The following is an 18,741-nucleotide window of genomic DNA, read 5'->3' on the forward strand; positions in this document are numbered from 1 at the left end:
CGCCGGGGCTACAGGCGATACCCGCCAGAGACGGTCAGCACCTCTCCGGTGATGAAGGACGCGTCTTCAGATGCGAGAAAGCGAACTGCGCGCGCTATGTCTTCTGGTATCCCAACACGCCCCAGCGCCGTGTTCTGAACGAACAGGTCGGTCAGATCGTCGGGTCTGGGGGCTTCGGGGATGTTGATCGCTCCAGGAGCCACCGCGTTGACGCGAATGCCGTCAGGACCCAGTTCTTTCGCCATGGCGCGGGTCCACAAGTTCAGCGCAGCCTTGCTGGCCCCATAGGTCGCGGCGTCGTGCGGGGGAAGCGCGGCGTTGACTGACGAGATACTGACGATCGACGCTCCCCGCTGCAGGTAAGGCAACGCGGCGGCCAGCAGGGCGGCCGGTACCAACAGGTTGAGATCAAGAATGGCCTGGTGATCCTTTTGGCTGAACCGGTCCTTCGGGGTGGCCTGAACCAGCCCGGCATTGTTGATGATGACATCCAGCCGGCCGTATCTGTCGTTGACGCGGCGCACCACGTCTTCGGGCTGACCTTCTTGCGTCAGATTGCTGTGCAGGGTCAGCGCCGGTCGGTCATCGGGCAGGGGCTGTGGTTCGGTCGTGTGCCACGTCAGGGCGACACGATGATCCGCGGCCAGATCAACCGCGATGGCCCGGCCAATTCCACGCGCGCCGCCGGTTATCAATGCAACTTTTTCCATGTCGCAAACAGACCGGCAGTCTGCAGAAAACACAACGCGATAGTTGAAATGCCTGAAATGAAAAAGGGCGCCCGGTCGGGGCGCCCTTGTGTTCTTGGCTTTGTGCCGGCTTAGCTGGCCTTGGCCAGGTTCCGCAGTACGTAGTGCAGCACGCCGCCGTTTTCGATGTATTCGATCTCGGGCGCGGTATCGATGCGGCACTTGAGCGTGATGGTCTTCTCGGTCCCGTCCGCATAGTTGATGGTGCAGGGCACCTCCTGCAGCGGCTGGATCGTGTCCAGACCGTGGATCGAGAAGGTCTCGTCGCCTTTCAAGCCCAGCGTCTTGCGGTTGTCGCCGGCGGTGAACTCGAACGGGATGACACCCATGCCCACCAGGTTCGAGCGGTGGATTCGCTCGAAGCTTTCTGCGATCACGGCCTTGACGCCCAGCAGCGCGGTGCCCTTTGCCGCCCAGTCCCGCGAGGAACCGGCGCCATACTGCTCGCCACCGATCACGACCAGCGGCGTGCCTTCTGCCTGATAGGCCATCGATGCGTCATAGATCGAGGTCTGCTGACCATCGGGGCCTTTGGTGTAACCACCTTCGACACCGTCCAGCATCTCGTTCTTGATGCGGATGTTGGCGAAGGTGCCGCGCATCATGACCTCATGGTTGCCCCGGCGCGACCCGTACGAGTTGAACTCGCGCGGTTGCACCTGGCGCTCCAGCAAGTATTTGCCTGCAGGGCTGGTGGTTGCAAACGAACCAGCCGGCGAGATGTGGTCAGTGGTGACCATGTCGCCCAGAATAGCCAGAACCTTGGCGCCTTCGATGTTCGAGATGGTGCCCGGCTGTGCCCCCATACCTTGGAAGTAGGGCGGGTTCTGGATGTAGGTCGACGTCGGCGGCCAGTCATAGGTCTCGGCATCGGTGGTTTCCACCGATTGCCATTTCTCGTCGCCCTTGAAGACATCGGCGTATTTCGACTGGAACGCCTCGCGGGTCACGGTAGCTTCGACCAGATCCGAGATCTCTTTCTGGCTCGGCCAGAGATCCTTCATGTAGACGTCGTTGCCGTCCTTGTCCTGACCGATCGGTTCCGAGGTCAGGTCGATGTCCAGCGTGCCGGCCAGCGCATAGACCACCACCAGCGGCGGCGAGGCCAAGTAGTTGGCGCGCACGTCGGGCGAGATCCGGCCTTCGAAGTTGCGGTTGCCCGACAGGACCGAGGTTGCCACCAGATCGCCCTCGGCGATGGCTTCCGAGATCTCTTTCTGGATCGGGCCCGAGTTGCCGATGCAGGTGGTGCAGCCGTAACCCACCAGGTTGAAGCCGATGGCGTCCAGATGCTCCTGCAGGCCGGCGGCCTCGAGGTATTCGGACACGACCTGCGATCCCGGCGCCAGCGAGGTTTTCACCCAGGGCTTGCGGTTCAGGCCCAGCTCATGCGCCTTTTTCGCAACCAGACCGGCGCCGATCATCACATAGGGGTTCGAGGTGTTGGTGCACGAGGTAATCGACGCGATCACGACCTTACCCGACTCCATCGTGTAGTCTTCGCCTTTGACCGGCACTTCCTTGCCCATCGGGCGTTTGAAAGTGTTTTCCATTTCCTTGCGGAAGGCGGCCTTGGCGTTGGTCAGCGGCACATAGTCCTGCGGGCGCTTGGGGCCCGAGATGGCAGGGACGATGGTGCCCATGTCCAGCGACAGAGTGTCGGTGTAGACCGGGGCATAATTCTCGTCGCGCCAGAAACCGTTTTCCTTGGCATAGGCTTCGACCAGCGCGATGCGGTCCTCGTCGCGGCCGGTGTTGCGCAGGTAGCGCAGGGTTTCGTTGTCGATCGGGAAGAAGCCACAGGTCGCGCCGTATTCAGGCGCCATGTTGGCGATGGTCGCGCGGTCGGCCAGCGGCAGACGGTCCAGGCCTTCGCCGTAGAATTCTACGAACTTGCCCACCACGCCCTTGGCGCGCAGCATTTCCACGACCTTCAGAACCAAGTCGGTGCCGGTGGTGCCTTCGACCATCTCGCCGGTCAGTTCAAAACCGACGACCTCGGGGATCAGCATCGAGATCGGCTGACCCAGCATCGCGGCCTCGGCCTCGATCCCGCCGACGCCCCAGCCCAGAACGGCCATGCCGTTGACCATGGTGGTGTGGCTGTCGGTGCCGACCAGCGTATCGGGATAGGCGACCTCTTCACCGTTCTGGTCGGTGTCGGTCCAGACGGTCTGGGCCAGGTATTCCAAGTTCACCTGGTGGCAGATGCCGGTTCCCGGAGGCACGACGCGGAAGTTATTGAACGCGTTCTGGCCCCATTTCAGGAACTGGTAGCGCTCCATGTTCCGTTCGTATTCGCGGTCCACGTTCATCTGGAAGGCGCGCGGGTTGCCGAACTCGTCGATCATGACCGAGTGGTCGATGACCAGATCGACGGGGTTCAGCGGGTTGATCTTCTGCGGATCGCCCCCCAGCGCCTTGATGCCGTCACGCATCGCGGCCAGGTCCACCACGGCCGGAACGCCGGTAAAATCTTGCATCAGCACGCGGGCCGGGCGATAGGCGATCTCGCGCGGGTTCTTGCCGCCGTTTGCGCCCCATTCGGCGAAAGCCTTGATGTCATCGACCGAGACCGAGAAACCGCCGTCCTCGAACCGAAGCATGTTTTCCAGCACCACTTTCAGCGCGGCGGGAAGCTTGGAGAAATCGCCCAGACCGGCCTCTTGCGCGGCGGGGATCGAGTAATACGAGATGGACTTGCCATTCACGCTCAGGCTGCGGCGTGTCTTGGCGGTATCCTGTCCGACTTTGATGGGCATCTGTGGCCTCCCTCTCAAATGACGTGGAATTGGGATTCGCTGAGCGGTATCTGCATCACCAAGGCCTGCGGTTCAAGGTCCAACAGGGCGAGTGCGGCAATTTTTGTATACCATTGCACACATTTTTGCGGATTGCCGCCGAAACCGGTCTCAAGAAACCTTGATTGGCCCTTGATGCGGCCGGGCTGTAAACCGGTTCCCGTAAACCACGAGCCTCGAGCCGACCATGCCACGACATCGACTGACCGCCACCCTTCTGTCTCTGTTTCTCGCCGTCCCGGCCGCGGCCGACGGTCCGGTGGTGGTCGAGCTTTTCACCTCGCAGGGCTGTTCTTCGTGTCCGCCGGCGGATGCGATCATGCACGATCTGGCCAAGCGTGATGACGTGATCGGCCTGGCCCTGCATGTGGACTACTGGGACTATATCGGCTGGAAGGACGAATACGCCAACCCGTTCCACACCACACGCCAGCGCACCTATGCGCGCCGGGGCGGGCGCGACATGATCTATACGCCGCAGATGGTGGTCAACGGGCAGCAGGATATCGTCGGGGCCAGACGCGAACAGTTGGAACATGTGATCGATAGCCATCTGAGCGCGCCGCCCATGGCGCAGGTGTCGGCGACGCGAACCGGTGATACCGTTTCGGTCCAGGTTGCCCCGGTCGATCTGCCATCGGGCACAGTCTATGACGTCCGGGTCGTGCAATACACGCCATTGCGTCACGCCTCGATCCGCCGGGGTGAATTGGCCGGGCGCGAGTTGGACTATGCCAACGTGATCGACGCCTGGCATGTCGGCGGGCAATGGGATGGGGCCGGGCCGCAGGTGTTCCAGGTCTCGGTGGCGTCTGAGTTGCCGGCCGTGGTCTTGCTGCAACAGGCCGGGCACGGGCCGATCATCGCGGCCGCGCGGGTGGATTGAGGGCTCAGGGCATGTCTTCAGGCTGAACGCCCAGGCCGTTCCAGGCTTTCCAGCGCCGGTGAATCCAGAACCACTGACCCATGTGCTGGCGCACCATCCCCTCCAGATCATCATTGATGAACTGGGTCATGGTCTTGGGGTCAGAATGCGGCACCGGGTCATGCAGAACGATCTGGAAATCGATGCCATTGGGTTGGCGCACCGCATAGCAGGGGATCAGCACTGCATCGTATTTCATGGCCAGTTCAGCATTCAGAACCGAGGTCACCGCCGGTTTGCCGAAAAACGTCAGCTCTTCGCCGCCATGGGCGTGCAGGTCGGACACGATGGCGATGATGCCGCCATTCTTCAACGACCGCACCATTTCCACCATGCCCCGGCGCCCCTGTTCGAACATCGGCTTGCCGGTCTTGTGAAAGGCTTCGACATACATCTCGTTGAAATAGGGGTTGGCCATGCGCCGGTACAAGCAGCCGATCGGTTTGCCGCTGTGCGCCTGCAACGCGATCCGCGCGGCCAGGTAATGCCCGAAATGCGCGGTGATCATCATCACCGGGCGGCCCTCGGCGACGGCACGGTCAAAGGCAGCCACGCCCGGCCCGGTGACGACAGCTGTCTTATGCCGTTCGGTGAAATCCTCGGGCGAGAAATGCTCCATGATCGCGCGGCCCGCATTGTCGGGTACTGCACGGCAGATGCGTTTGACGTCGCTCTCGGTCAGTTCGGGGCAGGTCAGTCTCAGGTTGCTGCGCACCCGCTTGGTGAACCCCACCAGCGGCGACAGCGCTCGTGCAATCGCGCCCATCGTTGCGATCCGCCGCTCGTAGGGCAGCAAGCGCATGGTGCCGATCACGCCTTTCAGAAACAGGTTGGCGACATAATATTTTGCAAGCTGAACGCGGCTCAGTTCCGACTTTTCGGCGGGCATGCGAGGGTCTCGACGGGTTATGTGATTTGCGGGGCCAGACATACAGAGGGCGCCGGGCAACCACAAGCACCGTATGGGCGGACGGTCGGGCAGGGGATCAGTCCCCGCCCTCGGCCTCCTCTTCGTTCAAGGTGATCGTGCCTTCATCGACCAGCGCGCGGATGGCGCCCACGACCTGGGTCATGGCTTCTTCGGCGTCGGCTTGCTTGACCTTGCCACGCTCGGCGATTTCTTCGCGCAGGTTGTCGGCCATGCGCGACGACATGTTGGAAAGCAGGAACTCGGCAGATGCTTTGTCTTCGTCGCTGTTTGCACCAGCCAGCGCGGTGACAAGAACGGGCTGGTCAATCCCGCGCAAGACCGCGGGAACATCCCGCGGCGCGATGCGTTTGGCGATGTGGGCAAAGGTGAAGATCGAGCGGCGCACCGCTTGTGCAAAGCTCTTGTCTTCTTCTTCGAGGGCGCTCAACAACTCGTCCCGGGTGGCCGCCGAGGATTGATTCAGAATCGCCCCCACCCGCGCTCCGGGGTCGTCTCCGAAGGCCGGGGTCGGGCGCTGATCCAACTGCGCGGCCAGCGACCAGCCGATGCGTTCGACCGCCTCGGGCGAGACATTGGTGGTTTTCGAGACCGCATAGGTGATCCGGCGTGCCACCGGGCCGGGAAGATGCCCCAGCAGTTTCGCGGCCGTCGCTGTATCCAGCTTGGAAAGCATGACCGCCGCCACCTCGGTGCTTTCGGCCTGGGCCATGCGGGCCAGATCCTCGACCGGCACGTCGCGCAGGCGCTGCCACGGGTCACCGACCTGGCGCATGCCCGCCACCTTGCGCAGCCGTGCGGCCGTCGTGGGGGCGATCTTGCCGTTCACCGCGTCCAGCGCACCCGCCAGCCCGTGCGGAAACGCCAGGCCGACACTGTCGAGCGCATCGGCGAATTCCTGAGCCACCGCCGCCAGCGTCACCCGATCGACCAGCCCCATCTGCCCCAGTTGCACGGTCAGCCGTTCCTGCAGCTCGTCGGGCAGTTCCTCGAGCGGGAAATCCGCACCCTCGTTCAATAGCAGGCGCACGATGATCGCGGCCTTTTGTCCGGGTGTCAGGTGACGGGGAACCACGCGCGGCGCGTCGTCCTGTTGTTCGGCCGCCAGCGGCGCGGCGCCCAGGGCCTTCTGAACCAAAGCGTTGGAGTCTTGCATCTGCCTGTGCTGTCAAATTCGTTGCGCAGGCAGATTAGCGAGAGTCGCGTAAAGAAAAGCTGAACTCTAGTAACTGTAGGTCAACCCTGTGCGGATCGCTTGTCGCAGCGACGCTTCGGCCCAGCTGCCTTCACCGCCCCGGGCCTTGATCTCGCGCCATTGGGCGATGGCCAGGTCGGTCTTGCCCTCGGCCACGAAACCTTGGCCCATGTAGCTGCGTGCCAGGATGTTGTCGGGGTTCGCCGCAATCGCGCGCATGTAATGGGCGTTGGCCAGATCGACCTTGCCCATCTTGCGGTAGGTGAAGCCCCAATAGGTCAGGACGCGGTCGTCGTCTTGATCCATGATGCGCAACACGGATTGGGCGTTTTCGTATTGGCCGGCATAGGCCATCTCGCGCACGGCCTGATACAGTTGGTCGTCGGTGAAATTGGTCTTGTTGGGTTTGACGCAGCGGCCCGCCGCCTCGTCATAGACTCTGCCGAACAGGCATTTCTTGGTGGTGTTTGTCGGTTTCGGGGGGCTGCTGTCCCCGCCTGCGGCACTGACCGCGGGGGCAAAGGCAAAACTTTGAAGGGCAATCGCCGAGGCCAACAAAAGGCGCATGTCAAACTCCATCTCGAAATTCGCTTGGGCAAAGCATAGCGCGTTCCGAGGAAAAGCTAACAGGAAATCGCCCGGATCAGTTCACAACTGGGTCAGATGCTCAGCTGCTGGCGTTTTTCACACAGCTTTCCGAGGCCGAATCCCAAGTCGTGCCGGGCGCACAGGATTGCGATTGCTTGCTGTGGGCTTGGCAGGCGAATGCGGACGAGGCGGACAGGGCAAGGGCCAGTGCGCAGAGGGTCATGCGGATCATGGTGGGCTCTCCTTGAACGGAAATTGCCCACCCAGCATAGCCGATTTCGGATGTTTTCGCAAAAGACAGGGGCCCGGATCGTACTGTGCGATCCGGGCCCCAAAAAAGCCGTTCATGCGTCGAGGGTTACTCGCCGAACACCCGCTCGAAGATCGTGTCGACATGCTTGGTGTGATAGCCGAGATCGAATTTTTCTTCGATCTCTTCCTTGCTCAGCACTGCCGTCACGTCCGGGTCTGCCAGCAGTTCGGTCTTGAAGTCCTTGCCTTCTTCCCAGACCTTCATCGCGTTGCGCTGCACCAGGCGATAGGCGTCCTCGCGGCTGACGCCGGCCTGGGTCAGGGCCAGCAGCACGCGCTGGCTCATGACCAGACCGCGGAACTTGTTCATGTTGGCCAGCATGTTGTCCGGATAGACCACCAGCTTGTCGATCACCCCGGTCAGGCGGTGCAGGGCGAAGTCTAGCGTTACGGTTGCGTCAGGGCCGATGTTGCGCTCGACCGAGCTGTGGCTGATGTCGCGCTCGTGCCACAGGGCCACGTTCTCCATCGCCGGGATCACGGTCATGCGCACCAGCCGGGCCAGGCCGGTCAGGTTTTCGGTCAGAACCGGGTTGCGCTTGTGCGGCATCGCCGACGAGCCCTTCTGGCCTTTGGAAAAAAACTCCTCGGCTTCCAGAACCTCGGTGCGCTGCATGTGGCGGATTTCGATGGCGATGTTCTCGATGCTGCTGGCGATCACGCCCAGCGTGGCAAAGAAGGCCGCGTGGCGGTCGCGCGGGATGACCTGCGTGCTGATCGGCTCGGGTACCAGGCCAAGTTTTTCGCAGACATGTTCTTCGACACGCGGGTCGATATTGGCGAAGGTGCCGACCGCGCCGCTGATGGCGCCGGTGGCGATCTCGGCGCGGGCGTCGCGCATCCGAGACAGGTTGCGGTCCATCTCGGCGTAGAAGCGCGCGAAGGTCAGGCCCATGGTGGTGGGCTCGGCATGAATGCCGTGGCTGCGGCCGATGCGGACAGTGTCCTTGTGCTCGTAGGCGCGGCGCTTGAGCGCGGCCAGCAGGCCTTCGAGATCGGCGATCAGGATGTCAGCGGCGCGGGTCAACTGCACGTTGAAGCAGGTGTCGAGCACGTCCGAGCTGGTCATGCCCTGATGGACGAAACGGGCCTCTTCGCTGCCGACGTGCTCGGCCAGATGCGTCAGAAAGGCGATGACGTCATGCTTGGTGACGGCCTCGATCTCGTCGATACGGGCTACGTCGAATTCCACGTCCTTGGCCTTCCAGACGGCCTCGGCGTTTTCGCGCGGGATGACGCCCAGGTCGGCCATCGCGTCGCAGGCATGGGCCTCGATCTCGTACCAGATGCGGAACTTGGTCTCGGGCGACCAGACGGCGACCATTTCGGGGCGGGAATAGCGGGGGATCATGGGCGGCAGGACCTTCGTGATTGGCAATGGGTGTCGGCGCGGGTCATAGCCTTGTCCGGCACATCCGGCAAGCCGCGAAGGACCTACTGAGACGGTTTGCCCCCGCACAAGCGCCGTTCTGGCCGACCGTCCGCCGATCCCCGGTCTGTCTGTGCCCTGTGGCGGCCTCGGGCCGGGTCAGACCGGGTCCTGGGCCGGCAGCAGTTCGGTCGTGATATGGGTCGAGTTCTCGAGCGTGCGGTGCACCGGGCATTTGTCGGCGATTTCGAGGAGCTTGGCCCGCTGGGCCTCATCCAGAGGCCCAGCCAGGCGGATCTTGCGGCGGAACTGGTCCACCTTGCCATCGCCGGCCAGCCCCGCATCCTGCGCGTGCAATTTGTCGTGGCAGACATCCACGGTGACCCCGGTCAGCGGCCATTGTTTGCGCCGGGCGTACATGCGGATGGTCATTGAGGTACAGGCGCCCAGCCCGGCCGACACGAACCCATAGGGTGACATGCCGCGATCGGTGCCGCCGTAGGAAGCCGGTTCGTCGGCCACGGCATGATGGTTCGGGCCTGACTGGATGTCTTGCAGGAATCCGTTCGGGTCCACCTCGGTTACGCGCACGACGCCTTCGGGTGCGCCCGGCGGTGGGGCGGGTGGCGACAGTGGCACATAGCGCGACACCCAGGCGGCAATGACGTCGGCGGCATAGTCCGCGTCCCTGGGGCGGGTGATCAGGTGGTCGGCATCATCCAGCGTGACAAAGCTTTTGGGGTGCTTGGCGGCCAGAAAGATCGTGCTGGCATTGTTGATGCCCACGGTTTCGTCGAGCGGGGCATGCAGGATCAGCAGAGCGGCCTTCAGGCGCTCGATTGCCGGGATCAGCGCCGATTCCGATATGTCGCGCACGAAGTCGCGCCCGATGCGGATCGGCCGTCCGCCCAAAAGCACCTCGGCGCTGCCATCCTGTTCGATCTGCGTGCGTGCGCCCTCGAAGTGATGGGCCACATGGCCGGGGTCGGCCGGGGCGCCGATGGTGACCACCGCCTTGACCGAGGGGATCCCGGCCCGAGCCCGCAACACGGCCGCCCCACCCAGGGAATGCCCGATCAGCAGATCCGGCGCCATGTTCCGCTCGGCCAGATACTGAGCCGCCGCGATCAGGTCCTGCACGTTCGTGGTAAAGGTGGTGTTGGCAAACTCGCCTTCGGAATGGCCAAGGCCCGTGAAATCGAACCGCAGCACCGCAAAGCCCATCGCCGCCAGCCGCGCGCTGATCCGCCGGGCGGCGGGGATGTCCTTTGAGCAGGTGAAGCAATGGGCAAACAGCGCCGTCGCCAGCACCGGCCCGTCGGGCAGATCCAAGCGTGCAGCCAATTGACTGCCGTCGTGTCCGGCAAAGGTGATGCGTTCGGTGGGCATAGCCGCTCCTTCCGTTGATCGGGTTCCGGCAATACTGGGGGCCGGGCGCGGGGGCCTCAACCCCTGTGTCAGGCGCGTCACGCCAAGGTGAGAGGGGAGCGTTGAATCGTGAAGGTGTTGCGGCTTGCTTGTCTCGGGAAGGTAAAACTTCAGGGATTGTGGTGTCGCAGCGATCAGATATTCGTTTCGTAAATGGTTCGGATGTCCCCATGCTCATGTTTCGTCGAACAATGAAACAGGATTTCTACGATGACACATGTTGAACCGATCCATCACTGTCACCGCTATCACCTCGGGCTTTTGCCGGGGCTGCTGCTGACTGCTACGCTGGATTTTGCTGCGGGCCAGACCTGGCCGCTGGACTCCGAACAAGCCGGCATCGAGCAGCCCGCGCCCGAGGATTGGCGCGGAAATGTGCGCCGCTCGTACTGGACGGATTGAGACCTATTCGAGCCCCATGAGAGCGGCATCGAACGGGTAGGTGGTCAGGTTTTCGTATCCATCCTCGGTGATCAGCACCTGATCCTCGAGCTTGATCGAGAAATCGCCGCCGACTTCGCCCACGGCTGCCTCGACGCACAGCACCATGCCGGGTTCCAGCGGATAGTCATAGGCGCCGGGCACCGCCTTGTCGGGATAGGCCACCAAAGGCCACTCGTCGCACAGGCCCACGCCATGCATCAGGCAGCCGTATTTCTGCGCCTGGAACTTGTCGTCCAGCCTGTGGCAGTTGGCGGTCAACTCGGGGATCATCACGCCGGGCTTCAGCATGCCCATGTTGGTCATGATGTGCTCATGCGCGTGCTGCATGGCATAGACCATGTCGGGCCGGGGTTTTTCATCCCCGATCCACCAAGTACGCGAGATGTCGACGCAAATGCCGTAGCTGCCGATCAGATCGGTGTCAAAGGCGATGATTTCATTCTTCTGAGTGATCCGCGGCCCGCATTCCTGAAACCACGGGTTGGTGCGCGGCCCCGAGGCCAGCAGGCGCGTTTCGATCCATTCACCGCCGCGCTTGATGTTTTCGGCGTGCAGAACGGCCCAGATGTCATCCTCGGAGGTCTTGCCGTCACCAACATAGGTGCGGGCGAACTTCTCCATCTCGGCCACGGCGGTTTCGCAGGCGTGGCTGGCGCAACGCATGGCAAGGATCTCGTCAAGGCCCTTGATGGCGCGGGTCTTTTCGGTGACTTCCTCGCCCTCCATGATCTCGAAGCCCTGTGCCTCGAGCGCGCGGAGGCCGTGCAGCATGATCTTGTCCACCGCCAGCCGGGTGTGGCCGGGGGCGTGGTCTTGCATCAGTATGCGCACCTCGTTGGCGAACACGTCCGCCTGTACGTCCACCTTGTCGCCCCTGTCGAAATAGAACAAGTCCGCGCCCGAGCGCTGTTCCCGCACCAGCGGGTTGAATTTCGACAGAAAGGGCGAGTTCTTGTAGTCCCAGATCACCATGTAGCCATCGGCGCACAACAGCACCGCCCGGAACGGGTTGTGTGTGTTCCACAGCTGCATGTTGGTGCTGTCGGTCGCATAGCGGATGTTGAGCGGGTCGAACATCAGCAGCCCGCCATAGCCTCGATCGACGATTGCCTGGGTCAGCCGTTTCCAGCGATATTCGCGCATCCGGTCCAGGTTGGGCATTTGCAACCCGGCGGCGGCCCATTCGCTGAATGCAAGTTGGGTGGGGCCGATTTCGATCCGGTCATTGTCGTTCGGCGTGCCGTCGCCAAGCGTCGCGCCGCGGCTGGGGTCGATCTTGCGGGTGTCTCGGTAGTGGTGGTTCACGGCGCGCCTCCCTGCTTGCCGGTTCAGCCTGAAGGGGCAGGGCGGCCCCGTCTGGGTGAATTGCGACGATTTGCCAGTCGCTTTTTGACCGACAAGGCCTGTTTGGAGTGCTAACCCAAGGCCATGACAGCCATTCTGCAACAGACTCTGCCCTACGATCCGACCCAACAGCGACCGCTGCCGGGGATCGCGCCGACAACGATGGAGGACTGGCTTCATCGCGATGATGCCTTCGCCGCGCAGATGCGCCACCGCCAGCACCTGCTTGAAACCCGTCGGGACGACGTGCTTGCGCTGGACCCGCAGGCCCACCCGGCCGCCGTCGAACTGCTGGATCTGGTCTTGGCGCAGGCCTATCCCGAGGCGGCCGACACCGCGCAGCGCCCGGACGGGGCCGCCGTGCCGATTGACCGCGACAATCCTTTGGATACGCTTTGCCTGCTGGCGCAGGAGGATTTCTGCATCTTGCAGAAACGGGGCGACGAGCATGTGCTGACCGGGGCCATCCTGTGCTTTCCCGCCAGCTGGCGTCTGTCCGAGAAATTCATGCGACCACTGATCGCCATTCACGAGCCGGTCGACAGCTATGATCCCAACATCGCGCGCCGGGTGCAGCGCCTGTTTGACGGGATTCAAATTGCTCGGCCTTTGTGGCGGTTCAACGCGCTGTGGTACGATGACCCCGAGTTGCACCAGCCCCGCAGTGCCAGCGCCCCGCGCGAGATCCGCAACCGCGGAACTGCACGGTACCTGCGCAGCGAGCGTCAGACCCTGGTGCGGCTGCCGCAGTCGCAGGCAGTTGTGTTCTCGATCCACACCTATGTCTTGCCGGTCGAGCGGCTGCCAGAAATGGAAAACCCCGCCTGACGGCGGGGCCTCCAAGGAGGGTTCTTTGAATTTCGGCTACATGCCCAGCGCGTTGGCCGCTCCGGCGAACACCTTGCTGGAACTCAGCGAAACGATGGCCACGGTAAAGACCATTACCTGAGTGTTCAGGCGGAAATCCTCGCCCTTGATCAGGTTCACAGCTGCCAGCGACAGGGCAAGAGGCGCCGACATGCTGGCCACGATTCCGGTCATGGCCCAGCTGCTCAGGCGCAGCGCATCGCTGGGGCGGTCCTCGTCCTCGGTCACCTGTTCTTGCGGTTCGTCGGCCTCAGCCCTGAAGGCGATGCTCAGCAATTGATCATCCGTCAGCTGGATCGGGCGGCCGCTGGTTGCCTTCGGGGCTGGCACTTCGTCGACCTCGACGTCGGTGTTTTCGGTCCGTAGACCGGCGAACGGGCCGCTGACGACGCCAAATGCGTCGTGCCGACTGCGGATCTTGCGCGGCATGAACGTATCAAACGCGCTCATGAACTGCTCGGTCGTCAGAACGGTTTTCGGCGACAGCCATTCCACGCGCTGGGTGGTGCAGATGTCGACCATCCGGTACAGCATCACCACCAGCATCAGTTCCGAGATCTCGGAATCGTCGAGCAGCCCGGACACGGGCAACAGTGATACAGTCAGACGGTTTCTGGGACGGGCCGCGGCGGGACGGATAATCGTTTTCAGCCCGGCCATCTGATCGCGACGGCATTGCGGGGGCGTTTCCGGGCTTTCCGTTTCGACGATGAGGGAAACCAGATATTGGCTGGTTACGATACTTGCCTCGGTCGCGCTGAGCAGAGCCTTGCGCTCGACCAGATGGCCGTAATCCTCGAGCGTGGCGGCAACGATCTCGCCGAAGCGTTCGAGCGCGCCATCCGGGTCTCCCTGGAACTGCAGGCCGCCGTGATATGAGTGCTTCGAGGTCACAAGACTTTCCTTCAAGTCGGCATCGTTGAAAACAAATCTAGCAGGACATCGGGGAGGAAATTTGACCATTCTGCAAAAAAGAACGGAAATCCGATGATTGATTACGCTTTGGAAACCAAGAAATTAGACCAAAATCTTAGGTACTGTGGCGACATTGTGGCGAAATTGGGGGCGCGGTCGGTAGCGCCCGCCGGGTATCATTTATCGATTCGGGCAGCCATGATCGCGATGGCCTGCTGATAGACGCTGGCCGCGTTCCACTGCTGCAACACCGCGAAATTCGGCTCTCCCGGTTGGTAGCCGCGGCCGGGTTTCCACCCTTTCTTGCGCAGGAAATTCGCGGTCGAGGCAAGCGCGTCGGTCGGGTTATAGAAATCGACCCTGCCGTCTCCGGTGGCGTCTACGCCATAGCGCAGGGCGTTCCCGGGAAGAAACTGCGTGTGGCCCAACTCGCCATGTTTTGCCCCTTTTGTTGCCATCGAAATACTGCCTTGGTCGACCAGTTTCAGGGCGCCGATGGCGTGTGGAATGAAGAACTCGGATCGGCGACAATCATAGGCCAGTGTTGTAATTGCGGAAACGACCTGGCTGTCTCCCATGAAGCGGCCAAACCCGGTTTCCATGCCGTGAATGGCGATCAGAACACCGGCCGGCACGCCGTAATGGCGTTCGAGCGCGGCATAGAATTGCGGGTTGCGAGCCTTGCGTTTGCGGCCCTGCGCGACGATCGTGTCGGCGCCACGGATCTGCAGGAATTTGCCCAGCGAATATCTGAAGCTTTTTTGATTGCGGTCGGCGGCGATCGTGCCGGCCGCATACCAGGTCTGGGCCAATGCCTGCAGCCCCTTCTTCCTGACGCCAGCCCTGCGGGCCTGTTGGGCGAAACTGGTTTTCCACGTTTCGAAACCGCTGCCGTCATTGCCGCAGGGGGCGGCCAGAGCAGTCGCCGGAGCGAGGGACAGGGCCGAAACAAGCAGGGCTGCGCGCATCATAGCATCAATCCGTTCAAAAAATGACTGAGACCAAGGTTAGAGCCTGTCGGCAACACTACAAAGCGCTTTGCTGAACCCGGAGCGCCCAAATCAAAAAAAGGGCGCCCCGCAGGGCGCCCTTGAAAAGGTAGCATCAACCTGCTGCGATCAGCAGCTGTAGTACATGCCGTACTCGACCGGGTGCGGGGTGTGCTCGTAGGTTTCGACCTCTTCCATCTTCAGCGCGATGTAGCCGTCGATCTGATCCTTGGTGAACACGTCGCCCTGCAGCAGGAAGTCGTGGTCGGCTGCCAGGCTCTCCAGAGCTTCGCGCAGGCTGCCGCAGACGGTCGGGATACCGGCCAACTCTTCGGCGGGCAGATCGTAGAGGTTCTTGTCCATCGCCTCGCCCGGATCGATCTTGTTCTTGATGCCGTCCAGGCCGGCCATCAGCAGGGCTGCAAAGGCCAGGTAGGGGTTTGCCGACGGGTCGGGGAAGCGGGCCTCGACGCGCTTGGCTTTCGGCGATTCAGTCCACGGAATACGGACACAACCCGAACGGTTGCGGGCCGAGTAGGCGCGCAGAACGGGGGCTTCGAAGCCCGGGATCAGGCGCTTGTAGCTGTTGGTCGACGGGTTGGTGAAGGCGTTTAGGGTTTTGGCGTGCTTGAGGATGCCGCCAATGAACCACAGGGCCTCGTCCGACAGGTCGGCATATTTGTCGCCAGCAAACAGCGGCTTGCCGTCTTTCCAGATCGACATGTTCACGTGCATGCCAGTGCCGTTGTCGCCCGCGATCGGCTTGGGCATGAAGGTGGCCGATTTGCCGTAGGCGTGCGCCACGTTGTGGATGACATACTTGTATTTCTGCAGCTCGTCGGCCTGTTTGGTCAGGCTGTCAAAGATGAGCCCCAGCTCGTGCTGGCACGAAGCCACTTCGTGGTGGTGCTTGTCGACCTTCATGCCCAGACGTTTCATGGTCGACAGCATTTCCGAACGCAGGTCCTGGGCTTCGTCGATCGGGTTCACCGGGAAGTAGCCACCCTTGACGCCCGGACGATGGCCCATGTTGCCCATCTCGTATTCGGTGTCGGTGTTCCACGATGCGTCGGTAGCATCAACTTCGTAGGATACCTTGTTGATGCTGTTCGAGAAACGCACGTCATCGAACAGGAAGAATTCTGCTTCGGGGCCGAAAAACGCCGCGTCGCCGATGCCCGACGACTTCAGGTAGGCCTCGGCCTTCTGCGCGGTGCCGCGCGGGTCACGCTCGTAGGGTTCGCCGGTGTCGGGCTCGACCACCGAGCAGTGAATGCAGATGGTCTTTTCCGCGTAGAACGGATCGACATAGGCGCTTTCGGTGTCGGGCATCAGTTTCATGTCCGATGCTTCGATCGACTTCCAGCCGGCGATCGACGATCCGTCGAACATGAAGCCTTCGTCCAGGAAGTCCTCATCGACCTGATCCGCCATCACGGTCACGTGCTGCAGCTTGCCGCGCGGGTCGGTGAAGCGGATGTCGACATATTCGGCACCCTCTTCCTTGATCAGCTGAAGAACTGCGTCCTTGCTCATAATACTGTTCCTCTAGATTTGCAGAATTGCGATTACAACGCGTCCGGGCCGGTTTCTCCGGTGCGGATGCGAATGGCTTGTTCGACGGGCGAGACGAAGATCTTGCCGTCGCCGATCTTGTCGGTCTTGGCGGCCGCGACGATGGCCTCGATGGCGGCATCGACCTGATCGTCGTCCAGAACGACCTCGACCTTCACCTTGGGAAGAAAGTCGACGACGTATTCGGCGCCGCGGTACAGTTCGGTATGCCCTTTCTGACGACCGAACCCCTTGACCTCGATGACGCTGAGGCCCTGCACGCCCACGTCTTGGAGCGCTTCTTTCACTTCATCCAGCTTGAACGGCTTGATGATCGCTTCGATCTTTTTCATTCCGGCTCACCTCGCATGGTTGTCAGAACCGCAGTCACCACGTCTAAGATCACGGGGCAATCCGAATGCGGGTTTGTGGGCCAGCCGGGCGGTGCAAAACGAAGGGCAGTTTAAAAAATGGGCGACTTGCACAAAAAATGGACGAAACTGAATCGGTGAGAGGCATGACATGGTGGAATTGCTGACGGCAGCGCAGATGCGGGCGATCGAGCAAGAGGCAATCGAGTCTGGTCAGGCCACCGGGCTGGATCTGATGGAGACGGCCGGGCGTGGCATTTTCGAGGCGATTTTAGAAGAATGGCCCGATCTTGCCAAAGAACCCCAGCGTGCGGTTGTCCTGTGCGGCCCGGGCAACAATGGCGGCGACGGATTCGTGGTGGCGCGTCTGATGCGGGACTGGGGGTGGGAGGTCGGTGTGTATCTTTTTGGCGAACCTCGAAAACTGCCGCCGGACGCCAAGGTGAATTTTGACAGGTGGACGGCGCTGGGCGGGACCGTTCAGGCCATCGAGGCCTTTATTGGTCCGCCACCGGAGCGTCCCTCGGTGGTGGTGGATGCCCTGTTCGGAACGGGCTTGTCCCGCAGGCTCGACTCGGCAGTCACGCAAGTGCTCGGGTTGCTGGGAGTGATGCGTCAGGGGCCTTCTCCGGTTCGGGTGGTCGCGGTGGACATGCCGTCGGGATATTGCGCAGACAGCGGCCGCCCGTTGTTCGAAGCGCACGCCAATTCGGGTGCCGACCTGACGGTGACCTTCGAATGCCCCCGGCTGGGGCATCGGTTGGCCGAAGCGGCGGCCGTCTCGGGCAAGGTGGCGGTCAAGCCGCTGGGGATCCGGCGCCGCGAAGGCGGTGCGCTGTACAACAGCAAGACGCCGATCGCGCGAGACTGCCGAGTGCTGCCGCATCTGCTGACCAAGGCCGGTGCCGGGCACAAATATGCGCATGGTCATGCACTGGTCCTGACTGGTGGCTCCGGCAAGACCGGAGCCGCGCGGCTGGCCGCGCGCGCGGCACTGAGGATCGGGGCGGGGTTGGTGACTCTGGCGGTGCCGCCGTCTGCCCAGTCGGAGGTGGCCGGCCAGATCACCGCGCTGATGTTGCGGCGGGTCGACGGGGCGGCGGGCCTGACCGAGGTTCTGGGGGATGAGCGCCTGAATGCGCTCTGCATCGGGCCGGGGTTGGGGCTTGAGCGTGCGCGCGAACTGGTGCCGGTGGCTCTTGGGGGCGGCGATGTATCGCCTCGGCCGGCAGTACTGGACGCGGATGCGCTGACCGCCTTCGCCGACGCGCCCGAAGCACTGTTCCGCCTTCTTCGCGAGAATTGCGTTCTGACCCCCCATGGTGGCGAGTTCGCGCGCCTGTTCCCGGATCTTGCGGCCCGGCTGGCCGAAATTCCGATCAAGGGGCCGGCCTATTCCAAGGTCGATGCCGTGCGCGACGCTGCAAAGCGTGCGGGTTGCACAGTTCTGTTCAAGGGCGCGGATACGGTCATCGCCGCGTCGGATGGCCGCTGTATCGTCAATTCGGCCCACCACGACCGCGCCGTTCCCTGGCTGGCGACGGCCGGGGCCGGTGATGTGTTGTCGGGGTTCATCGCAGGGCTGCTGGCGCGCGGGTTCTCCGCGCCGACGGCGGCCGAGATCGCCGCCTGGCTCCATGTCGAGTGCGCCCGCAGTTTCGGGCCTGGCCTGATTGCCGAGGATCTGCCCGAACAGCTGCCGGAGGTGCTTAGACTGTTGCAGGTATGAACTCTGGGTGACATTTCCAGTACAAATCACCGGATTTCCGGCGAATTTCTGCCGTCAAGCCTGCGCAATTGCAGAGCCAGTGTTTGCTATATGCATGGCCAAGTGGCAGAATTCATTCGCAGCTTTGATGATGTTGCGAAGTGGAAAAGCTAAAGCATTGAAAAAACTTTGTATCTTGGCGTAATCGCGTCGCAGTGTGTGGCGAAATTGCAATGTCCGGCCATGGTGGGCGG

17 protein-coding genes are annotated in these 18,741 nt (G+C 62.3%); 4 read left to right on the plus strand and 13 right to left on the minus strand.

What is annotated here, in order from left to right; genetic code table 11:
- Window positions 1-8 precede the first annotated feature (8 nt).
- Both AC2FMD_RS05610 and acnA read right to left on the minus strand, forming a co-directional pair.
- On the minus strand, window positions 9-710 hold the full coding sequence (locus AC2FMD_RS05610; protein ID WP_496740840.1) for an SDR family NAD(P)-dependent oxidoreductase: 702 nt from the start codon (window positions 708-710) through the stop codon (window positions 9-11).
- A 110-nt stretch (window positions 711-820) separates the two neighbouring features.
- On the minus strand, window positions 821-3,511 hold the full coding sequence (gene acnA / locus AC2FMD_RS05615; RefSeq protein ID WP_496727582.1) for an aconitate hydratase AcnA: 2,691 nt from the start codon (window positions 3,509-3,511) through the stop codon (window positions 821-823).
- Window positions 3,512-3,737: 226 nt separating this feature from the next.
- Between acnA and AC2FMD_RS05620 the strand changes: the two genes are divergently transcribed.
- The gene (locus tag AC2FMD_RS05620) at window positions 3,738-4,436 is read left to right on the plus strand and encodes a DUF1223 domain-containing protein (RefSeq protein WP_496740835.1); all 699 of its coding nucleotides are present in this window, start codon (window positions 3,738-3,740) and stop codon (window positions 4,434-4,436) included.
- A 4-nt stretch (window positions 4,437-4,440) separates the two neighbouring features.
- Here AC2FMD_RS05620 and AC2FMD_RS05625 read toward each other — a convergent pair whose 3' ends face one another.
- The 6 genes from AC2FMD_RS05625 to AC2FMD_RS05650 all read right to left on the minus strand — a co-directional run bounded on the left by AC2FMD_RS05625 (window position 4,441) and on the right by AC2FMD_RS05650 (window position 10,256).
- Complete coding sequence (locus AC2FMD_RS05625) at window positions 4,441-5,364, minus strand: lysophospholipid acyltransferase family protein (protein ID WP_496686552.1); 924 nt, start codon at window positions 5,362-5,364, stop codon at window positions 4,441-4,443.
- Window positions 5,365-5,461: 97 nt separating this feature from the next.
- Complete coding sequence (locus AC2FMD_RS05630; RefSeq protein WP_496794785.1) at window positions 5,462-6,559, minus strand: flagellar motor switch protein FliG; 1,098 nt, start codon at window positions 6,557-6,559, stop codon at window positions 5,462-5,464.
- 66 nt (window positions 6,560-6,625) lie between these two features.
- Window positions 6,626-7,165, minus strand: a complete 540-nt coding sequence (locus AC2FMD_RS05635) for a tetratricopeptide repeat protein (protein ID WP_496681283.1) — start codon at window positions 7,163-7,165, stop codon at window positions 6,626-6,628.
- 100 nt (window positions 7,166-7,265) lie between these two features.
- Entirely contained in the window at window positions 7,266-7,418 is a 153-nt protein-coding gene (locus AC2FMD_RS05640; RefSeq protein WP_496681285.1) for an adenylosuccinate lyase, read from the minus strand.
- Between the two features lie 126 nt (window positions 7,419-7,544).
- Window positions 7,545-8,849: an adenylosuccinate lyase gene (purB, locus tag AC2FMD_RS05645; RefSeq protein WP_496686542.1), complete on the minus strand. Its 1,305-nt coding sequence runs from the start codon at window positions 8,847-8,849 to the stop codon at window positions 7,545-7,547.
- Window positions 8,850-9,026: 177 nt separating this feature from the next.
- Window positions 9,027-10,256, minus strand: coding sequence for a bifunctional alpha/beta hydrolase/OsmC family protein (locus AC2FMD_RS05650; RefSeq protein WP_496740831.1), 1,230 nt, complete (start codon window positions 10,254-10,256; stop codon window positions 9,027-9,029).
- A gap of 249 nt (window positions 10,257-10,505) precedes the next feature.
- Here AC2FMD_RS05650 and AC2FMD_RS05655 point away from each other — a divergent pair, with 249 nt between their 5' ends.
- On the plus strand, window positions 10,506-10,697 hold the full coding sequence (locus AC2FMD_RS05655; protein ID WP_496686537.1) for a hypothetical protein: 192 nt from the start codon (window positions 10,506-10,508) through the stop codon (window positions 10,695-10,697).
- A 3-nt stretch (window positions 10,698-10,700) separates the two neighbouring features.
- On the opposite strand, the gene dddP is transcribed toward AC2FMD_RS05655, so the two are convergent.
- Window positions 10,701-12,044 (minus strand): dimethylsulfonioproprionate lyase DddP, encoded by a 1,344-nt coding sequence (gene dddP / locus AC2FMD_RS05660; RefSeq protein WP_496740829.1) that lies wholly within the window; start codon window positions 12,042-12,044, stop codon window positions 10,701-10,703.
- Between the two features lie 123 nt (window positions 12,045-12,167).
- Between dddP and AC2FMD_RS05665 the strand changes: the two genes are divergently transcribed.
- Window positions 12,168-12,911, plus strand: a complete 744-nt coding sequence (locus tag AC2FMD_RS05665; protein WP_496740827.1) for a heme-dependent oxidative N-demethylase family protein — start codon at window positions 12,168-12,170, stop codon at window positions 12,909-12,911.
- A 36-nt stretch (window positions 12,912-12,947) separates the two neighbouring features.
- Here the strand turns inward: AC2FMD_RS05665 and AC2FMD_RS05670 are convergent, their stop codons facing one another.
- The 4 genes from AC2FMD_RS05670 to AC2FMD_RS05685 form a co-directional block, all read right to left on the minus strand.
- Window positions 12,948-13,859, minus strand: a complete 912-nt coding sequence (locus AC2FMD_RS05670) for a hypothetical protein (protein ID WP_496711434.1) — start codon at window positions 13,857-13,859, stop codon at window positions 12,948-12,950.
- Between the two features lie 182 nt (window positions 13,860-14,041).
- The gene (locus AC2FMD_RS05675) at window positions 14,042-14,836 is read right to left on the minus strand and encodes a lytic murein transglycosylase (RefSeq protein WP_496711435.1); all 795 of its coding nucleotides are present in this window, start codon (window positions 14,834-14,836) and stop codon (window positions 14,042-14,044) included.
- A 147-nt stretch (window positions 14,837-14,983) separates the two neighbouring features.
- Window positions 14,984-16,390 carry a type I glutamate--ammonia ligase gene (gene glnA / locus AC2FMD_RS05680; protein ID WP_496681303.1) on the minus strand — a complete coding sequence of 469 codons (1,407 nt, stop codon included), beginning with the start codon at window positions 16,388-16,390 and terminating at the stop codon, window positions 14,984-14,986.
- A 32-nt stretch (window positions 16,391-16,422) separates the two neighbouring features.
- Window positions 16,423-16,761 carry a P-II family nitrogen regulator gene (locus tag AC2FMD_RS05685; RefSeq protein ID WP_496740821.1) on the minus strand — a complete coding sequence of 113 codons (339 nt, stop codon included), beginning with the start codon at window positions 16,759-16,761 and terminating at the stop codon, window positions 16,423-16,425.
- A gap of 169 nt (window positions 16,762-16,930) precedes the next feature.
- Here AC2FMD_RS05685 and AC2FMD_RS05690 point away from each other — a divergent pair, with 169 nt between their 5' ends.
- On the plus strand, window positions 16,931-18,508 hold the full coding sequence (locus AC2FMD_RS05690) for an NAD(P)H-hydrate dehydratase (protein ID WP_496740819.1): 1,578 nt from the start codon (window positions 16,931-16,933) through the stop codon (window positions 18,506-18,508).
- The last annotated feature ends 233 nt before the right edge of the window (window positions 18,509-18,741 follow it).

It is taken from the genome of Ruegeria sp. BHSC276 (assembly GCF_059612945.1).

Excerpts from the sequence above, each read along its gene's own strand:
- AC2FMD_RS05675 (WP_496711435.1), bottom strand. The coding sequence starts at position 14,836 with ATGATGCGCGCAGCCCTGCTTGTTTCGGCCCTGTCCCTCGCTCCGGCG.
- glnA (WP_496681303.1), bottom strand. The coding sequence starts at position 16,390 with ATGAGCAAGGACGCAGTTCTTCAGCTGATCAAGGAAGAGGGTGCCGAA.
- AC2FMD_RS05690 (WP_496740819.1), top strand. The coding sequence starts at position 16,931 with ATGGTGGAATTGCTGACGGCAGCGCAGATGCGGGCGATCGAGCAAGAG.
- AC2FMD_RS05610 (WP_496740840.1), bottom strand. The coding sequence starts at position 710 with ATGGAAAAAGTTGCATTGATAACCGGCGGCGCGCGTGGAATTGGCCGG.
- AC2FMD_RS05655 (WP_496686537.1), top strand. The coding sequence starts at position 10,506 with ATGACACATGTTGAACCGATCCATCACTGTCACCGCTATCACCTCGGG.
- AC2FMD_RS05640 (WP_496681285.1), bottom strand. The coding sequence starts at position 7,418 with ATGATCCGCATGACCCTCTGCGCACTGGCCCTTGCCCTGTCCGCCTCG.
- AC2FMD_RS05685 (WP_496740821.1), bottom strand. The coding sequence starts at position 16,761 with ATGAAAAAGATCGAAGCGATCATCAAGCCGTTCAAGCTGGATGAAGTG.
- purB (WP_496686542.1), bottom strand. The coding sequence starts at position 8,849 with ATGATCCCCCGCTATTCCCGCCCCGAAATGGTCGCCGTCTGGTCGCCC.
- AC2FMD_RS05665 (WP_496740827.1), top strand. The coding sequence starts at position 12,168 with ATGACAGCCATTCTGCAACAGACTCTGCCCTACGATCCGACCCAACAG.
- AC2FMD_RS05625 (WP_496686552.1), bottom strand. The coding sequence starts at position 5,364 with ATGCCCGCCGAAAAGTCGGAACTGAGCCGCGTTCAGCTTGCAAAATAT.
- AC2FMD_RS05650 (WP_496740831.1), bottom strand. The coding sequence starts at position 10,256 with ATGCCCACCGAACGCATCACCTTTGCCGGACACGACGGCAGTCAATTG.
- AC2FMD_RS05635 (WP_496681283.1), bottom strand. The coding sequence starts at position 7,165 with ATGCGCCTTTTGTTGGCCTCGGCGATTGCCCTTCAAAGTTTTGCCTTT.
- acnA (WP_496727582.1), bottom strand. The coding sequence starts at position 3,511 with ATGCCCATCAAAGTCGGACAGGATACCGCCAAGACACGCCGCAGCCTG.
- AC2FMD_RS05620 (WP_496740835.1), top strand. The coding sequence starts at position 3,738 with ATGCCACGACATCGACTGACCGCCACCCTTCTGTCTCTGTTTCTCGCC.
- AC2FMD_RS05630 (WP_496794785.1), bottom strand. The coding sequence starts at position 6,559 with ATGCAAGACTCCAACGCTTTGGTTCAGAAGGCCCTGGGCGCCGCGCCG.